Genomic DNA, 25,597 nt, shown 5'->3' with positions numbered 1-25,597 from the left:
ATTATAACCTCCTAATTTATGCCACTTTTCTAGTCAAACGATCCTTGTCGTTAAATTTTTTTATGATCACTGCTCCGATTAGATAAACCAACCCGCTGATGACAAGGGAGTTGATGGAAGGGATACCAAGTGGAACAAAATATCCTGAAGCAAATCCTGCGACCCAAGCAATCAATGTAATTGGATGTAGGCTACCAATATTCTCTGGTAATGTACCTTCTTTTCTAGTTTCATCCAATGCTTGACGATGAGTTTTAAGGATGAAATATTCCACTAACATGATTCCAGCGATTGGTGGAACGAGTACACCTAAAAATACGAGAAAATCAACAAAATAATCGAGAATTCCTATTACAGAAAGCACTGTTCCAATAATTCCAATGACAAGTGTCACGATACCGCGGTTCAGTTTGATGTTGAACAAAGAATCAAAAATATTCGTAAAGCCAAGGGAAGAAGAATATAAATTCAGATTATTGATTTTAACCGTTGATAAAATGACGACAAGTGCACCGAACCAACCGGCTGTGCCAACCATTATACTAACGACATCATTGGTTCTTGCAGCAAGTGCAAGCAGAACAGCAATCATATTAATTCCGAGTTCACCGATAAGTACACCAATCGTTGCCATCCAAAAAACATCTTTTCCACTCTTTGCAAAACGGGTGAAGTCTGGAGTAATGACAGCACCGATGATAAATCCCCCGGCTACCATAGTGGCAGCTGCTCCCATCGTCAATGGCTCCCCTGCTGGCGTAGCACCAATCAAATCAAGGATAGAATGTTCGCTTAACACTTGATAAATCCCAAAGCCAACAGCGAGTAAAAAGAGAGGAACCGTAATCGAGGCCGTAATACTTAACAGCTTAAATCCAAAAATTACTAGTACGGTAACTCCAAGTCCAGTGATCGTCGCAGCGACAGGAAGCGATAATTTTCCACCCGTTGCTTGGACAATTCCATTCGCAAAAACGGAATTTTGAACACCAAACCAGCCGATACAGGAAATGGCAATAACTGCCCCAATAATACTTGATCCATATCTACCGAACCCGGTCCAGCGAGCTAATAGACTAGTAGATAACCCTTCGCGAGCACCTGCATATCCAAGCAGAAAACTAATAACTTGTAAAATTACACTCCCTAACATCGTCGCCCAGAATGCTTCCCAAAATGACATTCCAAACCCTAAGGATGCACCCAACATGAATTGTGAAATCGTCGCTAAAGCACCTACGCGAATAATAGTAATGCTCCATAGTGATTGTCTTGCTGACATCGGCACTCTTGATAATGAAAAGTCGTCTCCAATATTTGCTTTTTGTCCCATTGCCTTGCCTCCTAATGTTGTCTGATTTATTATTGTCATTCTCGCGAGAAGTAACTATCATAGCTTTCTAGTTTTGCTACATAAATCTATCAAAAATGCTGATGTCTTTTATACAAAACTTGTCATTGTTTTCTCAAGACTGACGTCACCTATTCAGAAAACGATTGCTTGATATATTTCTCATTGATTTCCTCACATAAAGATTGAATAATTTTTTCAGCAAGCGTTATTTGTTCCTTTAAGACTTCTCCTTCGTAAAGCTTAATTCCCCAGAAAACTCCATTCCCAATTAGGATAAATTGTTTAACGATGCAGTCCACTTCATTTGTAGCCATCCCCGGATATCTTTTTTTAAGGATGGATTCCAACGATTCTGTAAGCCAATCATTGTATCGCAGCATATGATTATGGAGATAATCGGATATTTCATCTAAGGGAGAAGTAACTAGGGAGATGTATGCATTCGTTCCCTGCATATCATCCGTATGATGATCTACAATCCCTTGAAGCATCGCGTTAAAAATCTCTTGAATTGGTTTATCTTTATGTTCCTTTAAAATGTTCTCCATTTTACAAAAGTGGTTGTCAAGCAGGTGCTGAAATGCAGCAATAAACAATTCTTCTTTATTTTTATAAAAATAGTATATCGATGCAGGTTTGATTCCGACTTCCTCTGCGATTTTCCGCATCGTCGCACCATTATATCCATAATTGGAATATTGATTAAGTGCTGCTTGTATTAGTTTGGTATGCAATATATCACCGCCTAACAAGTGTTAGGTGCAATTATATTCATTTTATTTTTTTCTGTCAATTAGTTTTTTGATAATTTTCGCTTGGTAAAATTTTATAGTTTTAATAGAAAGCGCAACCTATATTGAAAAATAGCCATTTTACAGAGTCCGCGAAATTTTCATTTATTTTTCTCTTATTTGCTTTTCGCATCATCACACTGTACTTCTATATTCCATTCGAAATAAAAAATAAATACATGAAGCTAAGGGGCGACTTTACAGTGAAACTATCCCCATCTTCTGGATGAATTTTCCAAAATCATGCCAAAAGAAAAGACACCCAAGTGGATGCCTTTTCTTTTATTACTTCCCTCTTACATTTCAAATGATTAGTTTGAATAGATTAAGTTCAAATCCCATACAAAAATCAAGCTACTATCCCATTTATATTGGAGTAGTAGCCTTTTTAAATACCTAATCATTTTTTTAAATCACATGACATAACTCTTGCTACTTACTGCCTCTCCCAAAAACGTCCCTTCGCAACCGCAGCTACAAACTCCTCTTCAAAGCCACTATTACCCTCAGCCAACACAACACCAACTAATTTTTCTTGGTCTTGTTCCGCTAAGTATTTCGCTCCTGTTGTTGCGATACCGATTGGCTTGAAGTATTTGTACTGCATATTTACAAATTCTTGGACTTGATCATCGAACTTCTGCTGATTTTTACTAGTGCCGCCTACAACATATAGACTATCAAAAAGAGTTGGATGGGTTGTCAGAAATGTATCCGTTACCTGCAGTGCCGTTCCGTTCGTCCCTTTCACTTCACCAAGCTGATCACTGACGATATGGACAAATGTCCCTTCTTCTTTAAGCGCTGAAAGTGTTTTTTCCACTTCTTCATCATTAAAGTCATCGCCGATCAATATTGCAACTTTTTTCGTGAATGCAGAAGGTGGTGTATTTGCAAGACTGATTGCTTCCGAACTTTCTGTTACCGGGACATGGGAACCTGTTGGAGGTTCGACGCCAAGATTTTCAGCAAGTGCCGTCGCCATGTCTTTATCCACATTCACCCACATGTTTACGTTTTGTTCACGTACAGATTTTGATTTTACTTTCTGCAGGTGGAATGTTAATGTTTCTAACAGATCTTTCTGCTCTACTGTTGTCAGGCTGTTCCAGAACATTCTTGGTTGAGAGAAGTAATCCTCAAACGAATCACTTGGAACTTCACTCGATTTATGTCCTTCGACCTTTTCAGGATAATGTCCAAACCCGCCTTCTTCTTCACTTGCTTCTCTTGGTGTATTTTCTTGTAGTGAATTCTTATGGAAATGGACTGGGTCCGTATCAATTGGATGTTTTTGATAGCTGTTTCTTGTATTTTGATTTCGTTCATTAAGCGGTCGGTTTACCGGAATATCGTTGATGTTTGCTGAGTTTTGACGGTAAAGCTCGGTATCCCGATATGCAAAGATTCTTCCTTGTAGAACTGGGTCATTTGTGAAATCAATACCAGGTACAAGGCTGGAAGGATCAAATGCTGATTGCTCTTCCTCGGCGAAGAAATTATCCATGAGTCGGTTCAATGTCATCTTCCCAATGGTTTCAACTGGTACAACTTCTTCTGGCCAAAACTTCGTATCGTCCAGAATGTCAAAATCATAATTCGTTGCATCTTCCTCTTCAATCAACTGAACACCAAGCTCATATTCCGGATAAGCTCCTGTTTGTACCGCTTGTATAATATCATTGCGGTGAAAGTCCGGATCAATTCCACCAATAATATTCGCTTCATCAAGCAACAGGGACTGGACACCTAATTTTGGTTGCCATTTGAAACGGACAAAAGTGGATTTTCCTTCGTCATTAACGAAACGGAATGTATTGATTGGCCAACCTGCCATTGTGCGCCAGCTTCTCGGACGTCCACGCATGGACATCAGCCACATGATCATATGTGCAGATTCCTGGTTATTTGCAACATAATCCCAGAAATTATCGTGTGCAGTGGTAGCTTGCGGAATATCCGTCATCGGATTCGGTTTTGCAGCATGGACCACATCCATAAACTTCATTGCATCTGAAACGATAAACACTGGAAATTGCAGAGATAACGAATCATAGTTACCTTCTTCCGTATAAAATTTTACAGCAAAGCCACGAATATCCACTGCCGTATCCTTTGACCCTTTATTTCCCTGGAATGTAGAAAAACGGGTAAATACTGGTGTCTTTCTGCCTGCTTCCTGTAAGAAATGGGCTTTGGTCAGATGTTTCAGTGATTTGTATGCTTCAAACTCTCCATATAATCCAAAACCTCTGGCATGTACCACTTTTTCCGGAATACGCTCCCGATTGAATGCTGTCTGTTTTCGATAAAAATGAACATCTTCATAAACTAGTGGACCGCGTTTTCCTGCACGTAAAGTTGTTTCCGTATTAGAAACTTTCACCCCGTTGTCGTCTGTCAGGTGACGGTCTTCACCTGTATTCTTTTTACGTTCCACCTCAAGTTGTGCATCTTTATGATCCATTGGTTCCTGTTCGTATCTGTCATCTTTTTCATTAGCCATGTCCATCCACATCCTTTAGCAAAACTTTTTGTAATCATTTGACACATTCCCGACCTATCCGTTTATTAAACTTGACTTTTTGGGCGGGTTGGCAAAGGTTCTGGGAGTATCGATTGGCATGAATTCTTTGATTGTTTATTGCAAAAAAAATAACCTTGCACTTCAGCTAAGCAAACGTGCAAGGTTATTTCCCGGGGAATATTGTCTGTTTTTGGAATACTTATCGACAAAATACGTCAATGAGACTCCATTATTTGGTATTCAGTAAAGAAACAAAGGGATATAAAGGAGTACACCAAGAATGAACATTGTCACGAGCAGCAAAATACTTTTCCATCGCTTTTTCCTCCAAAATAATAAGGAAACAATAATGCTCTGAATGAAAATTAGAGTCGCACCAATCATGACCAGCAGTAAAGAACCCATAAAAGTTCCTAACATATTTACGATAAGACCGACAGGCATTAGGGCGATTGTTAAGATTGCTGCTGGACTGTTTTTAATACGCTCCAGTATTTTTTTCTTATCCGACTCCGTATATTGATCATATTCAACGAGCGCAAACCAACCTGTAAGTACGACGATCGCTCCAAGCACCGAAAATGATCCCATAATCAACCCTCCTACTATCCTTCTATTCGTACTGATATTTAAAACTCCTCTATCTATCATTCTAACCAACAAACATAATTATGAAACTAAATGGCAACTTTCCACGCTATTCCTTCACTAACGAATAAATATTTCAACATCGGGTATAGACGATTAAACGCAAAAAGGAGGACTTTTTGATGGATAAAAAAATAATCGGCGGTGTATTCTCGGATGTAGCTACTACAGAACAAGTCATTACAAAATTGAAGGAACAAGGCTACACTTCCAATAATATTTCTGTATTTGTGCACGATAAAAGTAAAGCAAACGTTCTGGAAGATGAGACACGGACTGGAGTCATTACGGATGATGAAGGTCGTGCGAAAAATGCTGGTAAAGGAGCTGGTATCGGAGCTGCGACTGGCGGGTTGCTCGGAGGACTAAGCGGATTAGTTTTAGGACTAGGACTCTTAACCATTCCAGGTATTGGTCAAATCGCCGCAGCAGGTCCGATTGCGGCAGCACTGACTGGAGCTGGAATTGGTGCAGGCGGCGGTGGTATTGTCGGTGCTCTTGTTGGACTAGGTATTCCAGAAGAGCAAGCGAAGCAATATGAAGGTTTCCTTAAAAACGGAAAAATTATTGTACTAGTTGAAGCCGATGAAGAACATGAAAACCTTGTTTATGCCACATTCATGTCCCATGATACGGAAAATAGAGGTATGTATCCAGAGCATGCAACTACGAGAAGCAGACGTGCAGATAGATTTTAATTGTAATGAAAGGGAGATGTTGTCATGACATCTCCCTTTTAGTATACGTATTCCTCTTCATACCTGAACTCCAAATTTATACCTAGTAACAGAATAATATTTTTCACCCGGTTGTAAAAGGATGCTTGGAAAATTACTGTGGTGGATCGCATCAGGTGGAGCTTGAGTTTCCAGACAAATTGCAATGTGCTTAGAAGACTTCTTTCCTCCTTGCATCACCAAATCATCACCTAGATTATTAGATGTATAGATTACGACACTGGGCTGGTTTGTCTCCACCGTTAGTACCCTGCCGGATTTCTTTTCACTTAAAGTGATATTACTAGCATCCTCTTTCAGCATAAATGGATGGTCGAATCCATTCCCTGTTAACTCAATTTGCGGATGATTTGATTGGAATACTTCTCTCAATTCTCTTCCTCTTCTGAGATCAAATACAGTTCCATCCACTTCCAGCATGTTACCTGTCGGAATAAAGTTCTCATCCAACTCTAGAAAACGGGTACTATCCATTTTCAATTCATGGTTTCGTATGTCCCTTTTAAAGTTTCCCGATAAATTAAAATAGCTGTGATTCGTCAGATTGAGCAACGTCTTTTTATCGGTCTTACCTTCAATCATCTGGGTCCATTCATTTTTATCATTCAGCAAATAAGTTACGGTTGCTGTCACGTTTCCTGGATAGTTTTCTTCTCCATCCTTGCTCAGATACGTGAATTCAACTCCGATTTGATTTTCCTTTCTGAGTATCTTACCTTCCCAAATCTTTTTATGAAAACCTTCCACACCACCATGAAGATGATTTGGACCTTCATTTTCAGCAAGCTTATAGATTTCATCATCAAGTTGAAATGTGGCACCCTTTATCCTTCCAGCCACTCTTCCAATAATTGCCCCAAAGAAGGCAGGGTTAGATAAGTAATCTTCTACATGATCAAATCCGGCAACGATATTTTCAAAGTTTCCATCTTTATCGGGTGTTAAGATTTCAGTAACGATACAGCCTAGATTCAGAACGGTCATCTGTATTCCGTTATTATTTTTCATCGTATAAGCGATGATTTGTTTACCTTGTACACTGCCTATAACATTTGCAGAAACATCCATCGTCACCTCTCCTTTACATCACAATAGTAGTCCACAAGTAGAAAACCCGTGGACTACTGTAGCTCTATACTAATTCCTATATTCCATCAACTGTTCATTCAACTCTTTCGTTTTACCATATACCCCTTGGTAAATTTTAAAGAGCCCTTTATACTTCTCTACATTTTCAGGAATCGGAGTATACACTTTATCTTCCTTCAAGAAAGCATCAGCACAATCTTTTAATGAGCCAAACCAGCCACAACCATAAGCCGCTAGCATAGCAGCTCCCATTCCTGGTCCTTGTTCACTTTTCAGCTTGATAATATTCGCTTGAAAAATATCGGCTTGCATTTGCAGCCAAGTTTCATTTTTTGCTCCTCCGCCGATGGTGACAATTTTATCGATTTCCTTTCCATGTTGACGGAATATTTCTACGGACTCATTTAAGGAAAAAGTAATCCCTTCTAGAACAGCACGAGCAAAATGCTTTTTTTTATGTGTTCCATCCATTCCGATGAAACTTCCCCGAATTGTTGAATCGACGTGCGGGGTTCTTTCCCCTACAATATACGGGGTGAAGATCAAGCCATTTGAACCGATGGATACATCCCCCACATCAGCTAATAACTCATCGAAACTGATATCCTCAGCGAATGTATCCTTAAACCAGGACAAGCTATGCCCAGCAGACAAGGTCACACCCATCGTATAAAATGCACCCGGTGCCGCATGATTAAAGTAATGGACTTTTCCTGCAAAATCCTTCTCATCACTAGCTTCATAAGACAAGACGACACCCGACGTCCCGGTACTTACTAATGTTTTTCCGTCTTCCAAGATTCCCGAACCAATTGCTCCACATGCATTATCCGCTCCGCCAGCAAACACCTTTGTACGTTTGCTAAGCCCTGTAATTTCCGCAATTTCTTCCGTTATTGTTCCAACTTCAGCATGTGATTCCACAAGTGGTGGGCAAGCTTCTCGAGTGATTCCTAAGCTTTCACAGATTTCATTACTCCATGTTTTTTCAGCAACATCCAAGAGGAGTGTTCCTGCAGCATCAGAGTATTCCATGTGGAGTTCTCCAGTCAGACGATAGCGTACATAATCTTTAGGCAAGACAAATGTATTTACTTCAGCAAAGATATCCGGTTCTTGTTTTTTCACCCAAAGTATTTTAGGAAGGGTGAAGCCTTCTAACGCAGGATTTTTTGTAATCTCCAATAAGCGTTCTTTTCCAACTCTCTCATAAATCTCCTGACATTCTTCCGTTGTTCTCGTATCATTCCAGAGAATCGCATTCCGCAACACTTCATTTCGATCATCAAGCAGAACTAAACCATGCATTTGTCCCGAAAAACTGAGTCCTTCGATTTCTTCAGGTTGCCCTGTAAAATTTTTCATAAGTTCTGCCAGCCCAGCCATCGTTTGGTCCACCCAATCTTGTGGGTTTTGCTCACTGTATCCGGCCCTTTCCTGGAGGAGCGGATAAGACTTCGATACTTCCTGAACGACATCTCCATGCTGGTCCACTAATAATATTTTCACTGCACTAGTTCCTAAATCAACACCAATCACATATTTCATCTTTCCCCACCTGCTTTTCCTATAATAAAAGACGAAGTGGGCTACCTGTTCTTCGTCTTTTATTATTTTGGTTAATCGTTAAAAGTTGTCAATAAGTATTGATTAATCGTAGCTTTAATACTTTCCTGCTTACCAGATGCATGCTGGATATCCTTCAAATCTAACGCGTACGCTTCTAATTTCTTCAAGTCTGTATTACCTTCCACAATATCCAAGCCGATGCCTTCTGTATACGATTGGTAACGATCTTCAATAATTCCATCCAATACGTTATCATCGATTAAGCTCTGTGCCACTTTTAGACCGATTGCAAAGCTGTCCATACCCGCAATATGTGCATGGAACAGATCTTCTGGTGTAAATGAACCACGGCGTACTTTCGCATCAAAGTTCAATCCTCCGCGGCCTAAGCCACCATTTTTCAAAATTTCATACATGGCAAGTACGGTCGTATGCAGGTCAGTCGGGAATTCGTCGGTATCCCAGCCGAGTAACGGATGACCTTGGTTTGCGTCTACAGAACCTAGCATGTTATGGATTCTTGCATAATGCAATTCATGTTCAAATGTGTGACCTGCAAGTGTTGCATGGTTTGCTTCAATATTGAATTTGAAAATATTTTCTAAGCCATAGTGTTGTAAGAAAGCATATCCGCTCGCCACATCAAAATCATACTGATGAGATGTTGGCTCTTTTGGTTTTGGTTCAATCAGGAACTGTGCATCAAAGCCAATTTCATTTGCATAATCTTTTGCCATATGGAAGAAGCGCGCCAGATTATCCAATTCCAGCTTCATATTTGTATTCAAGAGAGTCTCGTATCCTTCACGACCACCCCAGAATACATAGTTTTCGGCACCTAATTCCTTTCCAACCTCTAAAGCCTTCTTCACTTTAGCTGCTGCATACGCAAACACATCTGCGTTATTGGATGAAGCCGCTCCATGGACAAATCGTGGATGACTGAAGTTGTTCACTGTATTCCAGAGCAATTTCGTCTTGCTGTCTTTCATGTAATCTTTGATCATCGCTACAATAATATCCAGGTTTTTATTCGTTTCCCTTAATGTATCCCCTTCAGGAGCGATATCCACATCATGAAAAGCGAAATATGGGGCATTGATTTTTTCAAAGAATTCGAATGCTGCTTCGACACGTGCTTTCGCTAAATCCAAACCTGTATACTTATCCCAAGGGCGGACGGCAGTGCCGACACCGAATGGATCGGATAAGTCCTCTGTAAATGTATGCCAGTAGGCAATACCAAAGCGAAGAATCTCTTCCATTGTCTTTCCACCGACTTTTTCTGTCGGATTGTAAAATTTAAAGGCTAATGGATTCGTTGATTTTGGACCTTCGTACTGGATTTTCTCAATTGTTTTAAAGTATGTCATGAATACACCCTCCTAATAATGTTGAAACTTCTTGAAAGTAATGTTTCTACTATTTGAATCACTCTACACTCAGTTAGTATAGCAACTGAACTGAGTTTCGGTTTTAATCCCTTATTTATTCATCTATCAATCTCTATATCTTTTAAAATCTCCCCGTTTATCCTCTTCCAACCATTTTCTTTGTTGTCTGGATAGATAAAGAGAATTTGATGTCGTATAATACTTGTACATCATTGACAATTTGAACAGGGGGAGATTATTTGAACAACGCAATGGGCAAGCTCTATTCCATATTCGAATGGATCACCAGATTTGCCTTCTTGAATCTGTTATGGATCCTTTTCACTTTGCTCGGTGGCGTCATCCTCGGATTTTATCCTGCGACCATCAGCATGTTTGCCATGGTCCGCGACTGGTTGCGAGGAAAATCAGACATCCCGGTCTTTAAGAATTATTGGAATTACTATAAACAGGACTTCTGGAAAAGTAACCTTTTAGGAATCTTTATTAATGTTCTTTTCGCTCTCATCGCCATAGATATTTATTACATTCAACATGCAAATGAACAACTTACCTGGACGTATGTCCCGTTATTCGCATTCATGCTGATTATCCTTATCTATTTGTTTTATATTTTTCCGAGCTTCGTGCATTACGACTTGAAGATTCTGCCACTCTTGAAAAATGCATTCTTAATTATGATCATTAGTCCGATACATAGTTTCTTGATGATGGTCTGTCTCATTTCCATATTTTTCATTATGCAAGCGGTACCAGCATTATTTTTTATATTCGGTGGTACAACCTATGCATTTATCACCACTTGGCTTAGCTTGCATGCTTTCAATAAAATTCAAGAAAAACAACAAGCAAACTGACCATTCACACCATTTCTTCCCAAGCGGCTGGAGTGGTGTGTTTTTACCCTTTCACAGCGCTGGCCGTGATTCCTTCCATGATTTTGTTGCTGAAGAATAAGAATGCTATGATGATAGGTAATACACTAATCACCAACGTCGCCCCTATCGCACCCCAGTCCGTCATATACTGTCCGATAAAGTTTTGGATACCAACAGTAAGTGTTTTATATTTATCGGAACTGATAAACGTATTGACGAATACGAATTCGTTCCAATTGTAAATCATATTAATGATCACGGTTGTTGACATGATTGGCATCGATATCGGAAGAATAATACTGAAGAACATGCGATGGATTGAACTTCCGTCAATGATCGCCGCCTCTTCAATTTCCCGAGGGATCGTCGTATAGAATCCGTATAAAATCATAACCGTAATCGGCAAATTATAAGTGACATACGTAATGACGATAGATAATGGATTATCAATTAAATTGACATTTAAAAACATGTTATACAAAGGAATCAAAGCGGAATGAATCGGAATCATAAGACCCATCATAATAATCCCTAGAACCAGCCCACTTAATTTCCATCTCATCCTCGTTATCGCGAACGTTGCCATACTTGCAATGAGCACCGTCAGTACTGTAGCAACAACGGTTATCCAAATACTGTTCCAGAAATATGTTCCAATCCCGCCTTCAAATACTTTTAAATAGTTCTCCCATTTCGGATCCAGCGGAAGCGCAAATGGATTACCCGCGAATATCTCTTGGTTTGTCTTTAAGGAAAACGTGAACAGCCAAATGATCGGGAATATCTGGAAGACAGCGACTAAACCTAAACAAATATAAAGTATCGTAAGACCAAGTCGACGCATCTGCAATCCTCCTCTTAGTATTGAATTTCCTCATTATTTGCGGTTGCTCGGCGAACAACGATTGTAACAATCAACGTTATGATCAACAGTAAGAAACCAATGGCACTTCCATAGCCGAAATCATAACTAGAGAAGGCTAACTTATACATGTACGATGCCATCACTTCACTAGCTCCGTTCGGTCCTCCACCTGTCATTACATAAATCAAGTCGAAGTATTTTAATGAACCGACAAAGGATAATACAATCGTAACTTTAAATACGTTCATCACTAATGGAATTTTGATTTTCATCGCTATTTGCAATGGAGACGCTCCGTCAATTTTGGCTGCTTCTATCAAGGATTCCGGGATGTTCTTTAATGCAGCGTAGTAGATTAAGATGTAGAATCCCGCATATTGCCAAATGATAGGAACAAATATTGCAAACAGCACAAGATCGTTATCTGCCAACCATGCTGGAGGATTATCCACTCCAAGAGACATGAGAATACTATTCAACATACCGTTTGAAGGGTTATACACTTTGATCCACAACTGAGCAATGGCAACAGAGGATAAAAGCATTGGTATTAAGTATATTTTTCTAAGTAGATTTGTACCTTTTAATTTAGACGCAAGTATTAATGCAACTGCTAAATAACCGATCAGACTAAGACCAGAAAATATCGCCAACAGGAAAGAATGCTTGGCACTTTGCCAAAACTTTGCATCTTGTAATGCAACAATATAATTATCTAGTCCGATAAACTCCATCGCCCCTATGCCGTCCCATTTCATTAACCCAAAATATCCTGAAAGAAATAATGGAATAAGGATTAGAACAGCTATCAAAAGGATTGCCGGGAGTGTATATAAGAAAATGATCCACTTATTGGACATCACTTTATTCATGATATTCAACCCCATGTTATCGATTTGGAAGTCCTTTTCTCTAAAACTGTTAGATAAGAAAAGGGCAATAGATGCCCTTCTCTCATCTGTTTTTCATAGTAAAACCAAGGCATCACTCTTGAGAAAGTGTTTCTTCATGCGTTTTTGCAAAGTCTTCAGGGGTTACTTCACCACCGAATAATGCTTGAATCATATCTAAATGTACTTGAGCGGCACTTGCACTCATTTGGACATCCGCATACAATGTGATATTTGTCGCTGCATTCAGATCATCTAAAACATCCACATACATTTGCGGGAGATCCAATGCATCGGTGTCTACCTTCGTTGCAGGGATAACCCCAACATCAGTCACCGCTTTTTCTCCCCATTGCTGCACGAAGTAAGAGGCGAATGTCTTCGCTTCTTCTTTGACATCCGAGTTCTCCGCTACAAATAGACCAACACCAGGTCCACCTACATAACTGTCCGTTGTTCCACTGCCATCAACCGTCGGGAATTTGAAGTAACCGACAGAGTCTCTGAACTCTTGCGGAACATCTTCATTTGTCGTAAAGTTCGGCAAGTCCCAAGTAGCAATCAGGTACATCGCTGCCTGTTCAGACATAAACATGCTCTTGGCTTCTTCGTCTGCAAGTCCATTAAATCCGGAAATGAATGAGTCAGCATCTACAAGATTCTGAATTTCTTCCGCAGCTTTCACTAATGCAGGGTCTTCGAAAGAGATTTCCCGGTTGATTGCTTGGGTCAAAGCATCTTTATCCCCGGCAATCCGATCTGCTAAGTACATGTACCACATCGAACCTGTCCACGCATCTCGGTTTCCAAGAGCGATTGGATTGACACCGTTTTCATTTAAGGTTGCAACAATTTCATTTAGTTCATCTAATGTTTCCGGTTCTTCCAAACCGTACTCATCAAAGATTTGTTTATTATAAAAGATTGTAGAGATATTCAACTCTAACGGAAGTCCATGAACACTATCATTAATTGTGAAGGCTTCTAAAGTTCCCGCTACAAAATCATCGGCTAATTCACCTTCAACTACATCATCAAGAGCAGCAAATTTGTTTCCGTTGACAAATGGCTCCATATAACCAGCAGCCCATGTCATCCCAACATCAGGCAATTCATCAGAAGTAGATAATACCGTAATTTTATCTTTATATTGCTCATTACTTAGTACTTCAAGTTCGATTTTAATATCTTCATGTTCTGCTTCAAAATCTGCAATAATTTCGTTTACCACTCGGTGATGCTGAGCAGAGCTTCCTTCAGGCCATAAGTGCATGAACTTTACTGTCTTTGCATCAGATGAACTAGTCGCTTCGGCTTCTCCCCCATCATCCCCGCTACAAGCAGCCAAAAACAAAGCCAACACCAGCAACATCGCAGGAAATGTAAACGCTCTCTTAAAATTCATCATTGAACCCCCTAAAAGTATTTTGATAGCTTATCCTCCTAAGCTTATTTTTATAGTAGCAGACAAAACATCGTTTGTCTAGTGGATGAACAAAGTTTGTAGTAAAGTAAAATTATGTGCTATACTATTCTCAAAACGTGAAAAGAGTTGAAAAGATGAAGAGTACTAAAACATGGAACCAGCAAGTTGTAAAGCAAGAGAACAAAGCTTTAGTTCTCGAAACAATCATAGCAAACTCTCAGATCTCAAGAGCGGATATCGCCACTTCCACCGGACTGAATAAAGGGACCGTTTCATCCTTAGTGAAGGAATTATTGGATGAACAATTAATTAATGAAGTTGGTCCTGGTAAATCCAGTGGAGGCAGAAGACCGGTTATGCTACTCTTCAATGAACTGTCTGGTTATTCCATCGGAGTTGACTTGGGTGTCAATTATATTCTCGGTGTGTTGACAGATTTAAGGGGCAATATCTGTCAAGAGAAAAAGACGAACATCAGTGATTTAACGTATGAAGAAATCTTGGAAGAACTGTTTGCAATCATTGACACACTCATTAAATCCGCACCATCCAGTCCATATGGAATTGTAGGAATTGGAGTCGGTGTGCCAGGTATCGTCAACAAAGATCAGAAAATTTTACTTGCACCTAATCTGAATTGGAAAAGCATCGACTTGAAATCAGAGTTGGAGAATAAATATAATCTCCCAATTGTTGTAGAGAACGAAGCGAATGCCGGAGCTTATGGAGAAAAGAACTTCGGCGTCGGTAAACACAACGATAATATCATCTATGTCAGTGTCGGCATCGGGATTGGTGTAGGTCTGATATTGAACGGTGAGCTCTATAGAGGGAATAATGGCTTTTCCGGAGAATTCGGTCATATGGCGATTGAAGCAGATGGAGCAAAATGCAGCTGCGGCAGCAATGGTTGTTGGGAACTATATGCATCAGAGAAGTCTCTGCTATTCAATGCTCAGCGATCTGATTTAAAAGAGACATTAGATGGTGAACTATCACTTGAAACCATCATGAAACTCGCGGAAAGTGGCAATGATACCGCTCAGCAATTATTCAACAGAATCGGTAAATATCTGGGAGTGGGCATCAATAACATCATCAATATCTTTAATCCTGAACAAGTCATCATCGGCAACCAAATGGCTGAAGCAGCACAGTGGTTGGAGCCTTCCATGATGGAATGGATCGAAGAGCAATCCTTATGGTTCAGCCGCAAAGATTTGACGATTGACTTTTCCGGTCTGCAAACGCATTCCACTGCCTTAGGTGTTGCGGCGTTTTCAGCAGAAAATTTCATTTCAAGCAAAGTGTTTCAGGAAAATAATAAATACGCCCTTTAATTCCTGGGACACAAGCTTGGCTTGTATAGAAAAGAATACTTATTGTCTAGTTGCATTAAATGAAAGCGCATTCCTGCGCATAAATAAAATATTAAATGAGGTGGAAATTCATGACAACGATTAAAAATCCAATTTTACCAGGTTTTAACCCAGATCCGAGCATTTGCCGTGTTGATGAAGATTACTATATTGCCGTATCAACATTCGAATGGTTTCCTGGAGTTGGAATCTACCATTCGAAAGACTTGAAAAACTGGCGATTAGTATCCCGACCGTTAAATCGACTCAGCCAATTGAATATGATGGGGAATCCAAACTCTGGAGGGATTTGGGCTCCTCAGCTTTCGTATAATGATGGAAAGTTCTGGTTGATTTATACCGATGTCAAAGTGACGGAAGGACGATGGAAAGACTGCCATAACTACCTCGTAACAAGTGAAACGATTGATGGAGATTGGTCAGAACCGATTTACCTGAACAGTTCCGGCTTCGACCCTTCCCTCTTCCACGACGAAGATGGCAGAAAATATCTTGCCAATATGTTCTGGGACCATCGTGTCGGCAATCATAATTTCTATGGTATTGTGCTGCAAGAGTACGATCCGGTTGAGCAAAAACTGATTGGTAAAAAAGAAATCATCTTCAAAGGCACCGATGTGAAGTTGGTGGAAGCACCTCATATATATAAAATTAATGACTACTATTATTTACTCACTGCAGAAGGTGGGACAAGATTCGATCATCAGGCAACCATTGCCCGATCTAAGAATCTATGGGGACCTTATGAAGTTCATCCTGAGAATCCATTAATTTCATCCTTTGCACACCCAAGAAATCCATTGCAAAAAGCTGGACACGGATCCATCGTGCAAACACATACAGATGAATGGTTCTTCGTACATTTGACTGGCCGTCCTTTACCGAACGAGGATCAGCCTCTACTTGATCCACGCGGTTTCTGTCCACTAGGCCGTGAAACAGCCATTCAGCGTCTCGAATGGAAAGATGATTGGCCGTACATTGTTGGCGGGAACAAGCCTTCCCTTGAAATTGAAGGCCCTGCGATTGAAGAAGTAAAATGGGAACCGGATTATGAGGAAAAGGATGATTTTGATTCCAACCAATTAAATCTCCACTTCCAAACATTACGGATTCCATTAGGAGAAGAGATTTTATCATTGAATGACAATCCTGGTCATCTTCGTTTGTATGGTAGAGAGTCTCTAACATCGAAATTCACCCAAGCCCATGTAGCAAGACGTTGGCAGCATTTTAATTTTACAGCGGAAACCAAGGTCGCTTTCAACCCTGAATCATTCCAGCAAGCTGCAGGTCTAGTAAACTATTATAATACTGAAAACTGGAGCGCTCTGCAGATTACATGGAATGAGGAAAAAGGTAGAATACTAGACTTGACGATATGCGATAACTTTACGTTTGAGCAACCATTAAGGGGTAATGAAATCGTTGTACCTAATGATGTGGAATATGTGTCCCTTCGAGTGGAAGTTAATACAAATATATACGAATACTCCTATTCATTTGATGGCGAAACATGGGAGAAGATTCCTGTACAGCTTTATTCTTACAAACTATCCGATGACTATATCCGCGGTGGCGGCTTCTTCACAGGAGCTTTTGTCGGAATGCAATGTCAGGATACATCAGGAGAACGTAAACCTGCAGATTTTGATTACTTTATGTATAAGCCGGTAGAGGAGTAAGTTATTAAATTAGTAATTGCATAATAAAAGATTATTGATCGAGCTAACTTGGAAGAACAAGCAAACCCATATGGTAGATTCATGTACATGAAAAGGGAGATGTTGTGATTGACATCTCCCTTTTTATTTAAGCACAAAATGTAGTTTTATAGAAAAAAAGACGAAGTCAGCTTTACCCGTCTTCGTCTTGTCATTATACTATTAAATTGCACCTTCACCCTACAGACTTACACCATTGGCATTACTCAACTGTCTTAACCGTATCATATTCCAAGACATTTTTGGCAGCACTCCGACTAACTTGTTATCTTCAATAAAAGATTGACCGTTAGAATGTGGTTTTACCTGCTCATTATCAAGTGTATTCGTAGCTTTCGCATCATCATTTTCAAGCACCACATGTTCTACTACTTCCATGCCTTCAAATGATCGAATATCGATATCAACTTTCAGCGTATTTTCCAAATGGCGATTTACGGCAAAAATGACGAGTTCATCATCCTCTTCGTTGTAAACAACTGAACTATCAAGATACGGAACGTCTGTAAAATCTTTACTATCATACTTCGGAGATTTAATGATTGGGTTCAGCGCAGTTCCCCTGCCATAAACCGAAGTATAGTAATATGGGTAGAAGATCGTCTGTTTCCAAATTCCCCCACCTGTTTCAGTCATGATTGGCGCAATAACGTTTACAAGCTGAGCCATACACGCAATCCTTACTCGATCCGAGTGCTTAAGCAGTGTGTTTAGCATTGATCCAACTAAAATTGCATCTTCAAATGTATAAATATCTTCTAGTTGTGGTGGTGCAATGGTCCATGGCTCGATTTCTTTGTCTTGATCATTGGAATGAAACCACACATTCCATTCATCAAAGCTTAACTTCATTGTCTTTTTACTGCGTTTTTTAGCCTTAATATAATCACAAGTAGCAATAACTGTTTTAATAAAGTTATCCATATCCAAAGTATTTGCTAAATAGTTTGCTGTATCATTGTCACGATTCCCATAATACTGATGCAAAGAGATGTAATCAACGAAGTCATATGTATGTTCAAGAGTTGTAGCTTCCCATTCAGGGAATGTTGGCATTCCTGAACCTGAACTACCACAACTTACTAACTCAATAGTTGGATCAACGAGCTTCATCACTTTTCCTGTTTCTGCAGCTAGACGACCATATTCATGAGCTGTCTTTTGGCCGATTTGCCACGGTCCATCCATTTCATTTCCTAAGCACCATGTTTTTATATTATGTGGCTCCTCGTATCCGTGTTGTTTTCTCAACTCACTCCAATACGTTCCTCCTGGATGGTTACTGTATTCCAACAAATTACGAGCAGCATCTATTCCTCTTGTTCCAAGATTAACAGCCATCATCACTTCTGCACCAACCGCTTTGGACCAGTCGACAAATTCATTCGTACCAACCTGATTCGTCTCTAAAGCATTCCAAGCTAAGTCTAAACGACGAGGGCGTTCTTCCTTAGGCCCTACACCATCTTCCCAATTGTAGCCTGACACCATGTTCCCGCCTGGGTAGCGGATGATTGGCACTTGTAACTGTTTTACTAGATCTATTACATCCTGGCGAAACCCATTTTCATCTGCAGTAGGATGGTCTGGTTCATAAACTCCTCCATAAACTGCTCTTCCTAATTGTTCAATGAAAGAACCATAGATTCTAGGATCTATTTCCGAAATCACAAATTCCTTATCTAACAACATCTTAGCGCTTATCATTTCTTTCTCCACTCTATTCCTTCCTCTCCCGTTATAAAATCTATGTATCTCTTTTTTACATTTGTAACTTTAAGTTTTTGATTTGCCTGCAAACATAGATCTATTCTGCGGCTTCCATCTTTTTGAATATATATTCTGAAATCCAAGACCAACATAAGATAGCAATACTAAAGCTAAAGAATAAAATCATTCCCGGAAATTCCAAGGATATATAGGTAACAGCAAACAAAAGAATTAATATGACTAACGTGTAATGAATTTTTACTACCCCGATTATCATTGCGTTTTTCAGATGCTGGATGATGGAAGCATTATAATGTGATAGTAATGGAAATGACCAAATGACTACAATAACGTATAAAAAAGTGATCAGGTAAAAAGCAGTGAGTACGATGATGGGAATTTCTCCAACGCTATTACTCATAACTAGATAGTTTAAATATAAAAGTAATCCCATTAAAGTGATTGACCAACCTAGAATATTTGCAGCGATGTATTCTTTACGATAAATCTGTTTAAAGGTTTTCCACATGGTGGTATTTTGATTTCCCTCTTTCCATGACCTGCATATACCTAAGGCAGCAATGGTCGAGGGGAAAATGCCGGCGATAAATAGACCCCGTATGGAGAATAGAATCCATAAGAGATTCAGTAATGCTAAGCGGGTTATCCAAGTAAGAATCGTATTCAGTGAACCAGTAATTCCATCTACATTCATCTACGTTACACCTTCTTCAAATCGTTATAACTTACTCTTATCCCTTTACACCACCAGTTGTAAGCCCTGCAACAAAGTAACGCTGGAATAAAGCAAAGAGAATGACAATAGGAATAACTGTCATCACAGCACCTGCAATTAAAATGTCATAGTTATTACCATAAGGGGTTAGCAATGTAGCCAAACCAATCGGCAACGTAAATAAATCACTGGATCTTACCACGAGTAATGGCCATAAAAAGTTATTCCAACTATGCAAGCCTTGTAGAATTGCCATTGCAGCAAAAGACGGTAACATCAATGGCGCCATTATCTTAAAAAATATTCCATACTCTGTACTTCCATCAATTCTTGCAGCGTCCATCAATTCTTTCGGTAGTCCCATCGCATACTGTCTAAAGAAAAATACTGCTGTTGGGGAAACTATCAAAGGTAACATGATACCAGTATAGGTATTGATTAATCTTAAATCGATCATCAATTGGTACAGTGGCAACAATAACACTTCAAATGGAATCATGATAATAATCAAAACAAATAAGAAGATCAAGTTTCTCCCTTTAAAATCATAAGATGCCAATGCATAGCCGACCATGGAAGAGAAAAACAACGAAAAGATAATAATCAGACCAGAAATAATTAAACTATTACCATACCACTTCCAGTATTCACCAGCTTGGGTAAATATATATAAATAGTTATCTAGTGATAGTTCACTCCAGTTAATGGAGAAAGTTATCCCATCTCTCATTAGTTCCGTAGAGGGACGAAATGAAGAGATAATTAAACTAATCAACGGAAACAATGCAATGAGGGCGATGATACCGATAATGATAGTGAGTAGCCATGTAGCCACCTTATTACTTTTCTTTTTCATTTATTCGTCACCTCGTTTAAATCCACCTGTTATTAATAAGTAGAGTATACTTACGATGAAAATGATTAATAAGACAATTACTCCAATTGCTGCTCCAAATCCCATGTCGTTTTGCTGAATACCTTGTTCGTATAAGTACCCTACTAAAGTCAACCCAATGTTACCCGGCGAATTACCTTGCCACAATACATAACTTTCTTCAAATACCCTAAAACCACCAATGATACTAATGGTAGTCACAAAAATTATAATAGGTTTTAAAGAAGGCAGTGTGATATACCGGAATTTTTGGAATACATTTGCACCATCTATATCTGCTGATTCATAAAGTTCCTTTGATATATTTTGTAATCCAGCCAGGAAGTAAAGAACGTTAACCCCCATCCAACGCCAAGATGCAATTAGTACCATTAATAACATTCCAGACCAGCCAGTATATTGCCAACTAATCGGATCAATACCAAATACACCTACAATCTGGTTAGCTATCGAACCTCCTGATTCAGCAAAAAATAGCCTGAAAATAATACCTGCTACGACTACGGATGTTAGCGAGGGAATAAACAAAGCAGATCGAAATATCGTTTTAAACCTTACTAACTTGGAGTCTAATAGTGTTGCTAAAATCATTGGTACTAATACAAGAATAGCTACTGTTGCTACTGTATATATCGTTGTGTTCGCTAATGCCTTGAAAAAAGCAGGGTTGAATATTCTTTCATAATTTTGAAAACCTATAAAAGTAACTTGACCAGGTAAAATCCTTTGAAAACTCATGACAAAGGCTTGAATTGTCGGATAAAGAGTAAGTATTAAAAAAGAAATAATAAATGGAGACACAAACACATATGGTACGACCTGTTTTGAATTTAAAAAGCTTTTAGCCCTTTTTCTTTTTTTCACTGGTGGTGGCTCTTTTCTATTTTTTCTTCTTTCAAATTCAAAGCCTTCAACATCATGTCTAACCTTATTTATCATTTTATCCCTTCTTACAATCATATTTTGGGAAAAAGGACAGTTTCCTGTCCTTTTTAGTTTACCTATTAATTTGCACTCTTCATTTTTTGACTGATTGTATCAGCTGACTGTTTTAAAGCCTCTTCCGGGGTTTGATTTCCTTCTCTTAAGACGCTGTGCATAATATTGGAATCAATCTCTGATAAAACATCGGGTGTATACTCTGATAGATTTATACCTGCAACGTCATCTTTAACTGATAATAAAATATCAAAGATATCTTCATGGAAATACTCATAGAACACATTATCTTCCCTTACTTCTGGTGCTTCCCATACGTCCCAACGTGGTGGGTCGAATCCAAGTTCAGTCCATAAATGAATGTTTCCTTCTTTTGATAGTTTGGCGTAATAAAGGAAATCTTTCGCTAAATCAGCATGCTCTGATTGACTGATTACTGCAGTACCCGTCCCACCCATTGCAACAGACTGGGTATCTGAGCCAGGTGCTAACGGCATTGGTCGAATTTGCATCTTTCCTTCTAGATCAGGCATATACTCCACAAAGTCTTTCATGTAAAACATAGGTATGACAATAGAAGCCTGTCCACCATTATTCATAAAACCGTAGAATTCCTCTGAATGGTAACCGCCACCAGGTGTGATCTCAGCAATTTCATGTTCATTAATTAAAGAATCAACAAATTCTAGTGCTTCAACAACCTCTGGACTATCAAGTGTTAGTTCACCTTCTTCATTAAAGAAGTCTGCTCCTTTTTGAGTAACGAACGGCCAAATACCGTACCAATTTGTTGGAATCGTTGTCATTGGTTTACCAGTTGCGCTGACAACTTGTTTACCAGCTTCAACATAATCATCCCAAGTTTCAATGGAGTCGATATCAACTCCAGCCTCATCCATTATTTCTTGATTGTAATAAACTACTGTTGCACCTAAGTGTGTTGGAGCACCGTAGTAATTACCATCCTTCGTATATATCCCTAGTCTTTCCTCTACAAAACTATCTAATTCTGGTTCAATTAATTCATTCAAGGGTTCTAATTGTATATCGCCTTTTAAAAAGTTCGAGAATTTAGCAATTTCAATATCTGCCAAGTCCGGTGCACCACTTCCAGATTGCAATGCAAGCAATAAATTATTGTGCATCTGATCGAACGGATATGTTTCTGCAGACAATTTTATTGGCCTGTCAGGATTATCCTCATTCCATCTCTCCGCAGCATTTGCAAAGTAGTCTGCATGTGTACCAGCAAAGGTCCAAAATGATAATTCAGTTGCATCTTCTATATCTTCCCCGGCCACTACAGTCTCGTCTGCGTCACTTGAAGTACTAGTTTCAGACTCACCATCAGAACATGCACCTAAAATAAATAGCATGAATACTAGCAACACCAAGAAAAACTTTCTCATTATTTTTCCTCCTTAGTAATAGTTTAATAGATTTTTATATTTACCTTTTCTTTCAGACTCAACCTCGCTGTACTGGTAGCTCCGTCTAATGTTAGACTTACTAATTCTTTCATCGGATAATCTCCTTTTTATGACTATTTAACAGAATTACTAGAAACCTTCTCTTATCGATTGCCAACCGGAACTTTGTCCCTCCAGTGCACTAAGAAAGCTTTCCAACTCCCTTCAAATTAAAATATCTTTCTATGGAGACCATATAAAATCAGTATTAAAAAGAAACAACTTTGTACAATCGGTAAATTAAGTGTATAATCATTTGAAAGCGGTGTCAATATAAAATATTCAATTCGCATAAAATTCACTATAATACAACTTCAAAACGTTTCTCTACATTGATCCGGAATATTACTTCTACCACAGTTTGGAAACGTCAGAGAGTGACTCTAGTAAAATATTTTTTAAAAACAAAAAAAGGAAGATGTCATGAAGGGCATCTTCCTTTTTCGTGTAATAATTATCCAGGATGCACTATAAAAGGAGTGACTTGGTAATTGTGAACTTCAGCATATTCACAAGAAACATCAGCATTCCTCAACAGGACCAACTACTCCCGATCCAACTCCAACAACGTTCTATACAGTACATTCCCCGCTTTTTCAATATCTTCTTCTGACGTGAATTCTTTAGGGTTATGACTGATGCCATCTTTGGATCTTACAAAAATCATTCCGATAGGCGCGACATGTTTAAATTGCATGCCGTCATGGCCGGCACCGCTTGGAAGGGAAATAGCTTCCCCATCCACTTCCTCTTGAATACCTTTCTTAATCGCTTCCTGGATACGAGAATCACAGAGAACGGGCTCCACACGTTGCAGTTCGTTAATTGTTAATTCTAAACCACGTTCATCGGCTACTTGATTAGCAAACGTTCTAATTTGCTCTTCAACCACATCTCTCTTCGCTTCATCAATATCCCGGATATCGACGTTCCATTGGACTTCTCCAGGAATGACATTTGTCCCGTTAGGTTTGACGTTCAGTTTACCGACAGTAGCTACAGTCGTGTCTGTGCGTGATGCGATTTTCTCAATTTCAGAGATGATGATACTCGCTCCGACAAGGGCGTCTTGCCGTTGGTTCATTGGGGTTGTCCCCGCATGTTCAGCGAGCCCCTTCAGCGTGAATTCAAGCCAAAGCGGGCCGGCAATTCCTGTCACATTTCCAACAGGCATTTCATTGCTTTCGAGTATCTTCCCTTGTTCAATATGGACTTCTAAATAAAGTTTAATATTGTCGATGATAGCTTGTTGGAAATTAGTATGCTTCAATCCTGCATCTTCCATCGCCTGTTTGATTGTAATCCCATTATCGTCTGTATATTCCAAATCGGCTTCGGTTAGTATACCAGCTGCTGCTCTGCTTCCAATCATCCCGAATCCAAAGCGACTGCCTTCCTCATCTTTAAATGAAATGACTTTTACCGGATGGTTCAGCCGCTCTCCCTTTTCGGTTAGAGAATGAATGACTTCAATTGCCGTCAGTACACCTAAAGCTCCGTCATACTTCCCACCATCTGGTACGGTGTCGATATGGGAACCAATGATGATAACCGGAAGATTCTTGTCGCCATCCAGGCTTCCAATCACGTTTCCGACTGCATCTTCCTCCACGGTTAAACCAGCTGCTTCCATATACTGTTTGACAAGCTCATTTGCCTCTCTTTCCGTTTCTGAATACGAAAAGCGGGTGACGCCACCATTTTCCGTGCCACCGATTGTTGCAAGTTCTTCGATATGTTTATTTAACCGATTACCATTAATCATTTGATTCATCCTTTAATTTGAATAAGAAGTGGCAGTTGCCTTCTCTTAAAATATATTTGTCATGCTCTACTTCGAATTTCGGGTTATATCCTCTCGCAACCGCTGGGTCGATCATTTGGCAATACAAAATGCCGTATTCATGCATATTATCATCTGCCCATTGTTGGCCAAAAGGACAAGCAGTGAAGTTTTGTTCAATGACTTCTGGTCGATATTCCGTCGTATATTCGAATAAATCGCTTCGTTCCATATCGTAGTTCGTTAAGTAGTTTTCAATAGTATTATTCTCACCATTCGTGCGTGCTCGCTGTGCGATTCCTCTGCCACGTTCTTCACCGAATGTCCGGACACCTTCCCTCACAGCATCTTTTCCATCCGGGCCGTACGTATCAACAACTTGTTTCGCAATCTGAGCAAAGAGCTTGGCCATTAAAGCATAGATTGTCAGGTTTTCATATTTTCTTTCCGTCTGGTGGTCTGCTGGAATATAGTCAAATAGAATATGATTTTCATTTTTCAACGTGGCATCTTTAGCAATCTCTTCTGCATCTTTGTAACCGAAGATTTCTAGACCTTTTCCAATCAATTCTTTTGCTTCTTCACCAAATTTTGCTACCACAGCTTTTTCAACATGTGTAAATAATCTTGCTGTGATTGCATGCATAGAAAGCGGTGGGATATTTATTTTCGCTTCACTCATTCTTAGCACCCCTCCATTCATTTACAAATTAAAATAGTAACAGTCGTCTGATAATTAAACTAACATCTTCTATTATATAGAAAACTAGATCTAAATTAAATGCATCTGATTA

General features: G+C 39.3%; 21 protein-coding genes. 4 read left to right on the top strand and 17 right to left on the bottom strand.

The genetic code is table 11. The features are described from left to right. Positions 1-16 precede the first annotated feature (16 nt). The 4 genes from ACFSBH_RS04430 to ACFSBH_RS04415 all read right to left on the bottom strand — a co-directional run bounded on the left by ACFSBH_RS04430 (position 17) and on the right by ACFSBH_RS04415 (position 5,263). Positions 17-1,333, bottom strand: a complete 1,317-nt coding sequence (locus ACFSBH_RS04430; RefSeq protein ID WP_251512705.1) for a purine-cytosine permease family protein — start codon at positions 1,331-1,333, stop codon at positions 17-19. 149 nt (positions 1,334-1,482) lie between these two features. After that, positions 1,483-2,088 (bottom strand): TetR/AcrR family transcriptional regulator, encoded by a 606-nt coding sequence (locus ACFSBH_RS04425; RefSeq protein ID WP_379596223.1) that lies wholly within the window; start codon positions 2,086-2,088, stop codon positions 1,483-1,485. Between the two features lie 493 nt (positions 2,089-2,581). Next, the gene (locus ACFSBH_RS04420; RefSeq protein WP_379596221.1) at positions 2,582-4,651 is read right to left on the bottom strand and encodes a catalase; all 2,070 of its coding nucleotides are present in this window, start codon (positions 4,649-4,651) and stop codon (positions 2,582-2,584) included. Positions 4,652-4,912: 261 nt separating this feature from the next. Continuing rightward, positions 4,913-5,263, bottom strand: coding sequence for a hypothetical protein (locus ACFSBH_RS04415; RefSeq protein WP_251512709.1), 351 nt, complete (start codon positions 5,261-5,263; stop codon positions 4,913-4,915). 179 nt (positions 5,264-5,442) lie between these two features. Here ACFSBH_RS04415 and ACFSBH_RS04410 point away from each other — a divergent pair, with 179 nt between their 5' ends. Next, positions 5,443-6,018, top strand: a complete 576-nt coding sequence (locus tag ACFSBH_RS04410; RefSeq protein WP_379596219.1) for a low temperature-induced protein — start codon at positions 5,443-5,445, stop codon at positions 6,016-6,018. 57 nt (positions 6,019-6,075) lie between these two features. Here the strand turns inward: ACFSBH_RS04410 and ACFSBH_RS04405 are convergent, their stop codons facing one another. From ACFSBH_RS04405 to xylA, 3 genes are all read right to left on the bottom strand, one after another. Continuing rightward, on the bottom strand, positions 6,076-7,125 hold the full coding sequence (locus ACFSBH_RS04405; protein WP_379596217.1) for an aldose epimerase family protein: 1,050 nt from the start codon (positions 7,123-7,125) through the stop codon (positions 6,076-6,078). Between the two features lie 69 nt (positions 7,126-7,194). Next, positions 7,195-8,694 (bottom strand): xylulokinase, encoded by a 1,500-nt coding sequence (gene xylB / locus ACFSBH_RS04400; protein WP_379596215.1) that lies wholly within the window; start codon positions 8,692-8,694, stop codon positions 7,195-7,197. A 71-nt stretch (positions 8,695-8,765) separates the two neighbouring features. Beyond that, positions 8,766-10,088 carry a xylose isomerase gene (xylA, locus tag ACFSBH_RS04395; protein ID WP_379596213.1) on the bottom strand — a complete coding sequence of 441 codons (1,323 nt, stop codon included), beginning with the start codon at positions 10,086-10,088 and terminating at the stop codon, positions 8,766-8,768. 260 nt (positions 10,089-10,348) lie between these two features. Here xylA and ACFSBH_RS04390 point away from each other — a divergent pair, with 260 nt between their 5' ends. Further along, entirely contained in the window at positions 10,349-10,966 is a 618-nt protein-coding gene (locus tag ACFSBH_RS04390) for a YesL family protein (protein ID WP_379596211.1), read from the top strand. 43 nt (positions 10,967-11,009) lie between these two features. Here the strand turns inward: ACFSBH_RS04390 and ACFSBH_RS04385 are convergent, their stop codons facing one another. The 3 genes from ACFSBH_RS04385 to ACFSBH_RS04375 form a co-directional block, all read right to left on the bottom strand. Then, complete coding sequence (locus ACFSBH_RS04385; RefSeq protein WP_251512715.1) at positions 11,010-11,831, bottom strand: carbohydrate ABC transporter permease; 822 nt, start codon at positions 11,829-11,831, stop codon at positions 11,010-11,012. A 14-nt stretch (positions 11,832-11,845) separates the two neighbouring features. Next, positions 11,846-12,724: a carbohydrate ABC transporter permease gene (locus tag ACFSBH_RS04380; RefSeq protein ID WP_251512716.1), complete on the bottom strand. Its 879-nt coding sequence runs from the start codon at positions 12,722-12,724 to the stop codon at positions 11,846-11,848. A gap of 112 nt (positions 12,725-12,836) precedes the next feature. Then, the gene (locus ACFSBH_RS04375; protein WP_251512717.1) at positions 12,837-14,147 is read right to left on the bottom strand and encodes an extracellular solute-binding protein; all 1,311 of its coding nucleotides are present in this window, start codon (positions 14,145-14,147) and stop codon (positions 12,837-12,839) included. Positions 14,148-14,302: 155 nt separating this feature from the next. Between ACFSBH_RS04375 and ACFSBH_RS04370 the strand changes: the two genes are divergently transcribed. Beyond that, positions 14,303-15,508: an ROK family transcriptional regulator gene (locus ACFSBH_RS04370; protein WP_251512718.1), complete on the top strand. Its 1,206-nt coding sequence runs from the start codon at positions 14,303-14,305 to the stop codon at positions 15,506-15,508. A gap of 110 nt (positions 15,509-15,618) precedes the next feature. Continuing rightward, positions 15,619-17,232, top strand: a complete 1,614-nt coding sequence (locus ACFSBH_RS04365) for a glycoside hydrolase family 43 protein (protein ID WP_379596207.1) — start codon at positions 15,619-15,621, stop codon at positions 17,230-17,232. Between the two features lie 219 nt (positions 17,233-17,451). Here ACFSBH_RS04365 and arfA read toward each other — a convergent pair whose 3' ends face one another. The 7 genes from arfA to ACFSBH_RS04330 all read right to left on the bottom strand — a co-directional run bounded on the left by arfA (position 17,452) and on the right by ACFSBH_RS04330 (position 25,485). Continuing rightward, positions 17,452-18,963 carry an arabinosylfuranosidase ArfA gene (arfA, locus tag ACFSBH_RS04360; RefSeq protein WP_379596205.1) on the bottom strand — a complete coding sequence of 504 codons (1,512 nt, stop codon included), beginning with the start codon at positions 18,961-18,963 and terminating at the stop codon, positions 17,452-17,454. A 115-nt stretch (positions 18,964-19,078) separates the two neighbouring features. Beyond that, positions 19,079-19,696 carry a YesL family protein gene (locus ACFSBH_RS04355; protein WP_251512720.1) on the bottom strand — a complete coding sequence of 206 codons (618 nt, stop codon included), beginning with the start codon at positions 19,694-19,696 and terminating at the stop codon, positions 19,079-19,081. Positions 19,697-19,733: 37 nt separating this feature from the next. Beyond that, complete coding sequence (locus tag ACFSBH_RS04350; protein ID WP_251512721.1) at positions 19,734-20,573, bottom strand: carbohydrate ABC transporter permease; 840 nt, start codon at positions 20,571-20,573, stop codon at positions 19,734-19,736. Beyond that, positions 20,574-21,551, bottom strand: coding sequence for a carbohydrate ABC transporter permease (locus tag ACFSBH_RS04345; protein ID WP_251512722.1), 978 nt, complete (start codon positions 21,549-21,551; stop codon positions 20,574-20,576). A gap of 65 nt (positions 21,552-21,616) precedes the next feature. Further along, positions 21,617-22,960, bottom strand: a complete 1,344-nt coding sequence (locus ACFSBH_RS04340; protein WP_251512723.1) for an ABC transporter substrate-binding protein — start codon at positions 22,958-22,960, stop codon at positions 21,617-21,619. A gap of 604 nt (positions 22,961-23,564) precedes the next feature. Then, entirely contained in the window at positions 23,565-24,785 is a 1,221-nt protein-coding gene (locus ACFSBH_RS04335; protein ID WP_251512724.1) for a Zn-dependent hydrolase, read from the bottom strand. Continuing rightward, a complete protein-coding gene (locus ACFSBH_RS04330; protein ID WP_251512725.1) occupies positions 24,778-25,485 on the bottom strand; it encodes an L-2-amino-thiazoline-4-carboxylic acid hydrolase in 708 nt (235 codons plus the stop codon). Before ACFSBH_RS04330 ends, ACFSBH_RS04335 begins: the two co-directional genes overlap by 8 nt. Positions 25,486-25,597 lie beyond the last annotated feature (112 nt).

This window comes from Oceanobacillus luteolus (assembly GCF_042678205.1).
Taxonomy (GTDB): domain Bacteria; phylum Bacillota; class Bacilli; order Bacillales; family Amphibacillaceae; genus Oceanobacillus; species Oceanobacillus luteolus.
Note: the sequence above shows the minus strand (reverse complement) of the source record. Positions and strands in the feature narration are given on the sequence as shown.

Coding starts and splice junctions, on each gene's coding strand:
- xylA (WP_379596213.1), bottom strand. CDS start 10,088: ATGACATACTTTAAAACAATTGAGAAAATCCAGTACGAAGGTCCAAAA.
- ACFSBH_RS04380 (WP_251512716.1), bottom strand. CDS start 12,724: ATGAATAAAGTGATGTCCAATAAGTGGATCATTTTCTTATATACACTC.
- xylB (WP_379596215.1), bottom strand. CDS start 8,694: ATGAAATATGTGATTGGTGTTGATTTAGGAACTAGTGCAGTGAAAATA.
- ACFSBH_RS04405 (WP_379596217.1), bottom strand. CDS start 7,125: ATGGATGTTTCTGCAAATGTTATAGGCAGTGTACAAGGTAAACAAATC.
- arfA (WP_379596205.1), bottom strand. CDS start 18,963: ATGTTGTTAGATAAGGAATTTGTGATTTCGGAAATAGATCCTAGAATC.
- ACFSBH_RS04415 (WP_251512709.1), bottom strand. CDS start 5,263: ATGGGATCATTTTCGGTGCTTGGAGCGATCGTCGTACTTACAGGTTGG.
- ACFSBH_RS04345 (WP_251512722.1), bottom strand. CDS start 21,551: ATGATAAATAAGGTTAGACATGATGTTGAAGGCTTTGAATTTGAAAGA.
- ACFSBH_RS04410 (WP_379596219.1), top strand. CDS start 5,443: ATGGATAAAAAAATAATCGGCGGTGTATTCTCGGATGTAGCTACTACA.
- ACFSBH_RS04330 (WP_251512725.1), bottom strand. CDS start 25,485: ATGAGTGAAGCGAAAATAAATATCCCACCGCTTTCTATGCATGCAATC.
- ACFSBH_RS04335 (WP_251512724.1), bottom strand. CDS start 24,785: ATGATTAATGGTAATCGGTTAAATAAACATATCGAAGAACTTGCAACA.
- ACFSBH_RS04350 (WP_251512721.1), bottom strand. CDS start 20,573: ATGAAAAAGAAAAGTAATAAGGTGGCTACATGGCTACTCACTATCATT.
- ACFSBH_RS04375 (WP_251512717.1), bottom strand. CDS start 14,147: ATGAATTTTAAGAGAGCGTTTACATTTCCTGCGATGTTGCTGGTGTTG.
- ACFSBH_RS04365 (WP_379596207.1), top strand. CDS start 15,619: ATGACAACGATTAAAAATCCAATTTTACCAGGTTTTAACCCAGATCCG.
- ACFSBH_RS04420 (WP_379596221.1), bottom strand. CDS start 4,651: ATGGCTAATGAAAAAGATGACAGATACGAACAGGAACCAATGGATCAT.
- ACFSBH_RS04355 (WP_251512720.1), bottom strand. CDS start 19,696: ATGAATGTAGATGGAATTACTGGTTCACTGAATACGATTCTTACTTGG.
- ACFSBH_RS04340 (WP_251512723.1), bottom strand. CDS start 22,960: ATGAGAAAGTTTTTCTTGGTGTTGCTAGTATTCATGCTATTTATTTTA.
- ACFSBH_RS04370 (WP_251512718.1), top strand. CDS start 14,303: ATGAAGAGTACTAAAACATGGAACCAGCAAGTTGTAAAGCAAGAGAAC.
- ACFSBH_RS04385 (WP_251512715.1), bottom strand. CDS start 11,831: ATGCGTCGACTTGGTCTTACGATACTTTATATTTGTTTAGGTTTAGTC.
- ACFSBH_RS04430 (WP_251512705.1), bottom strand. CDS start 1,333: ATGGGACAAAAAGCAAATATTGGAGACGACTTTTCATTATCAAGAGTG.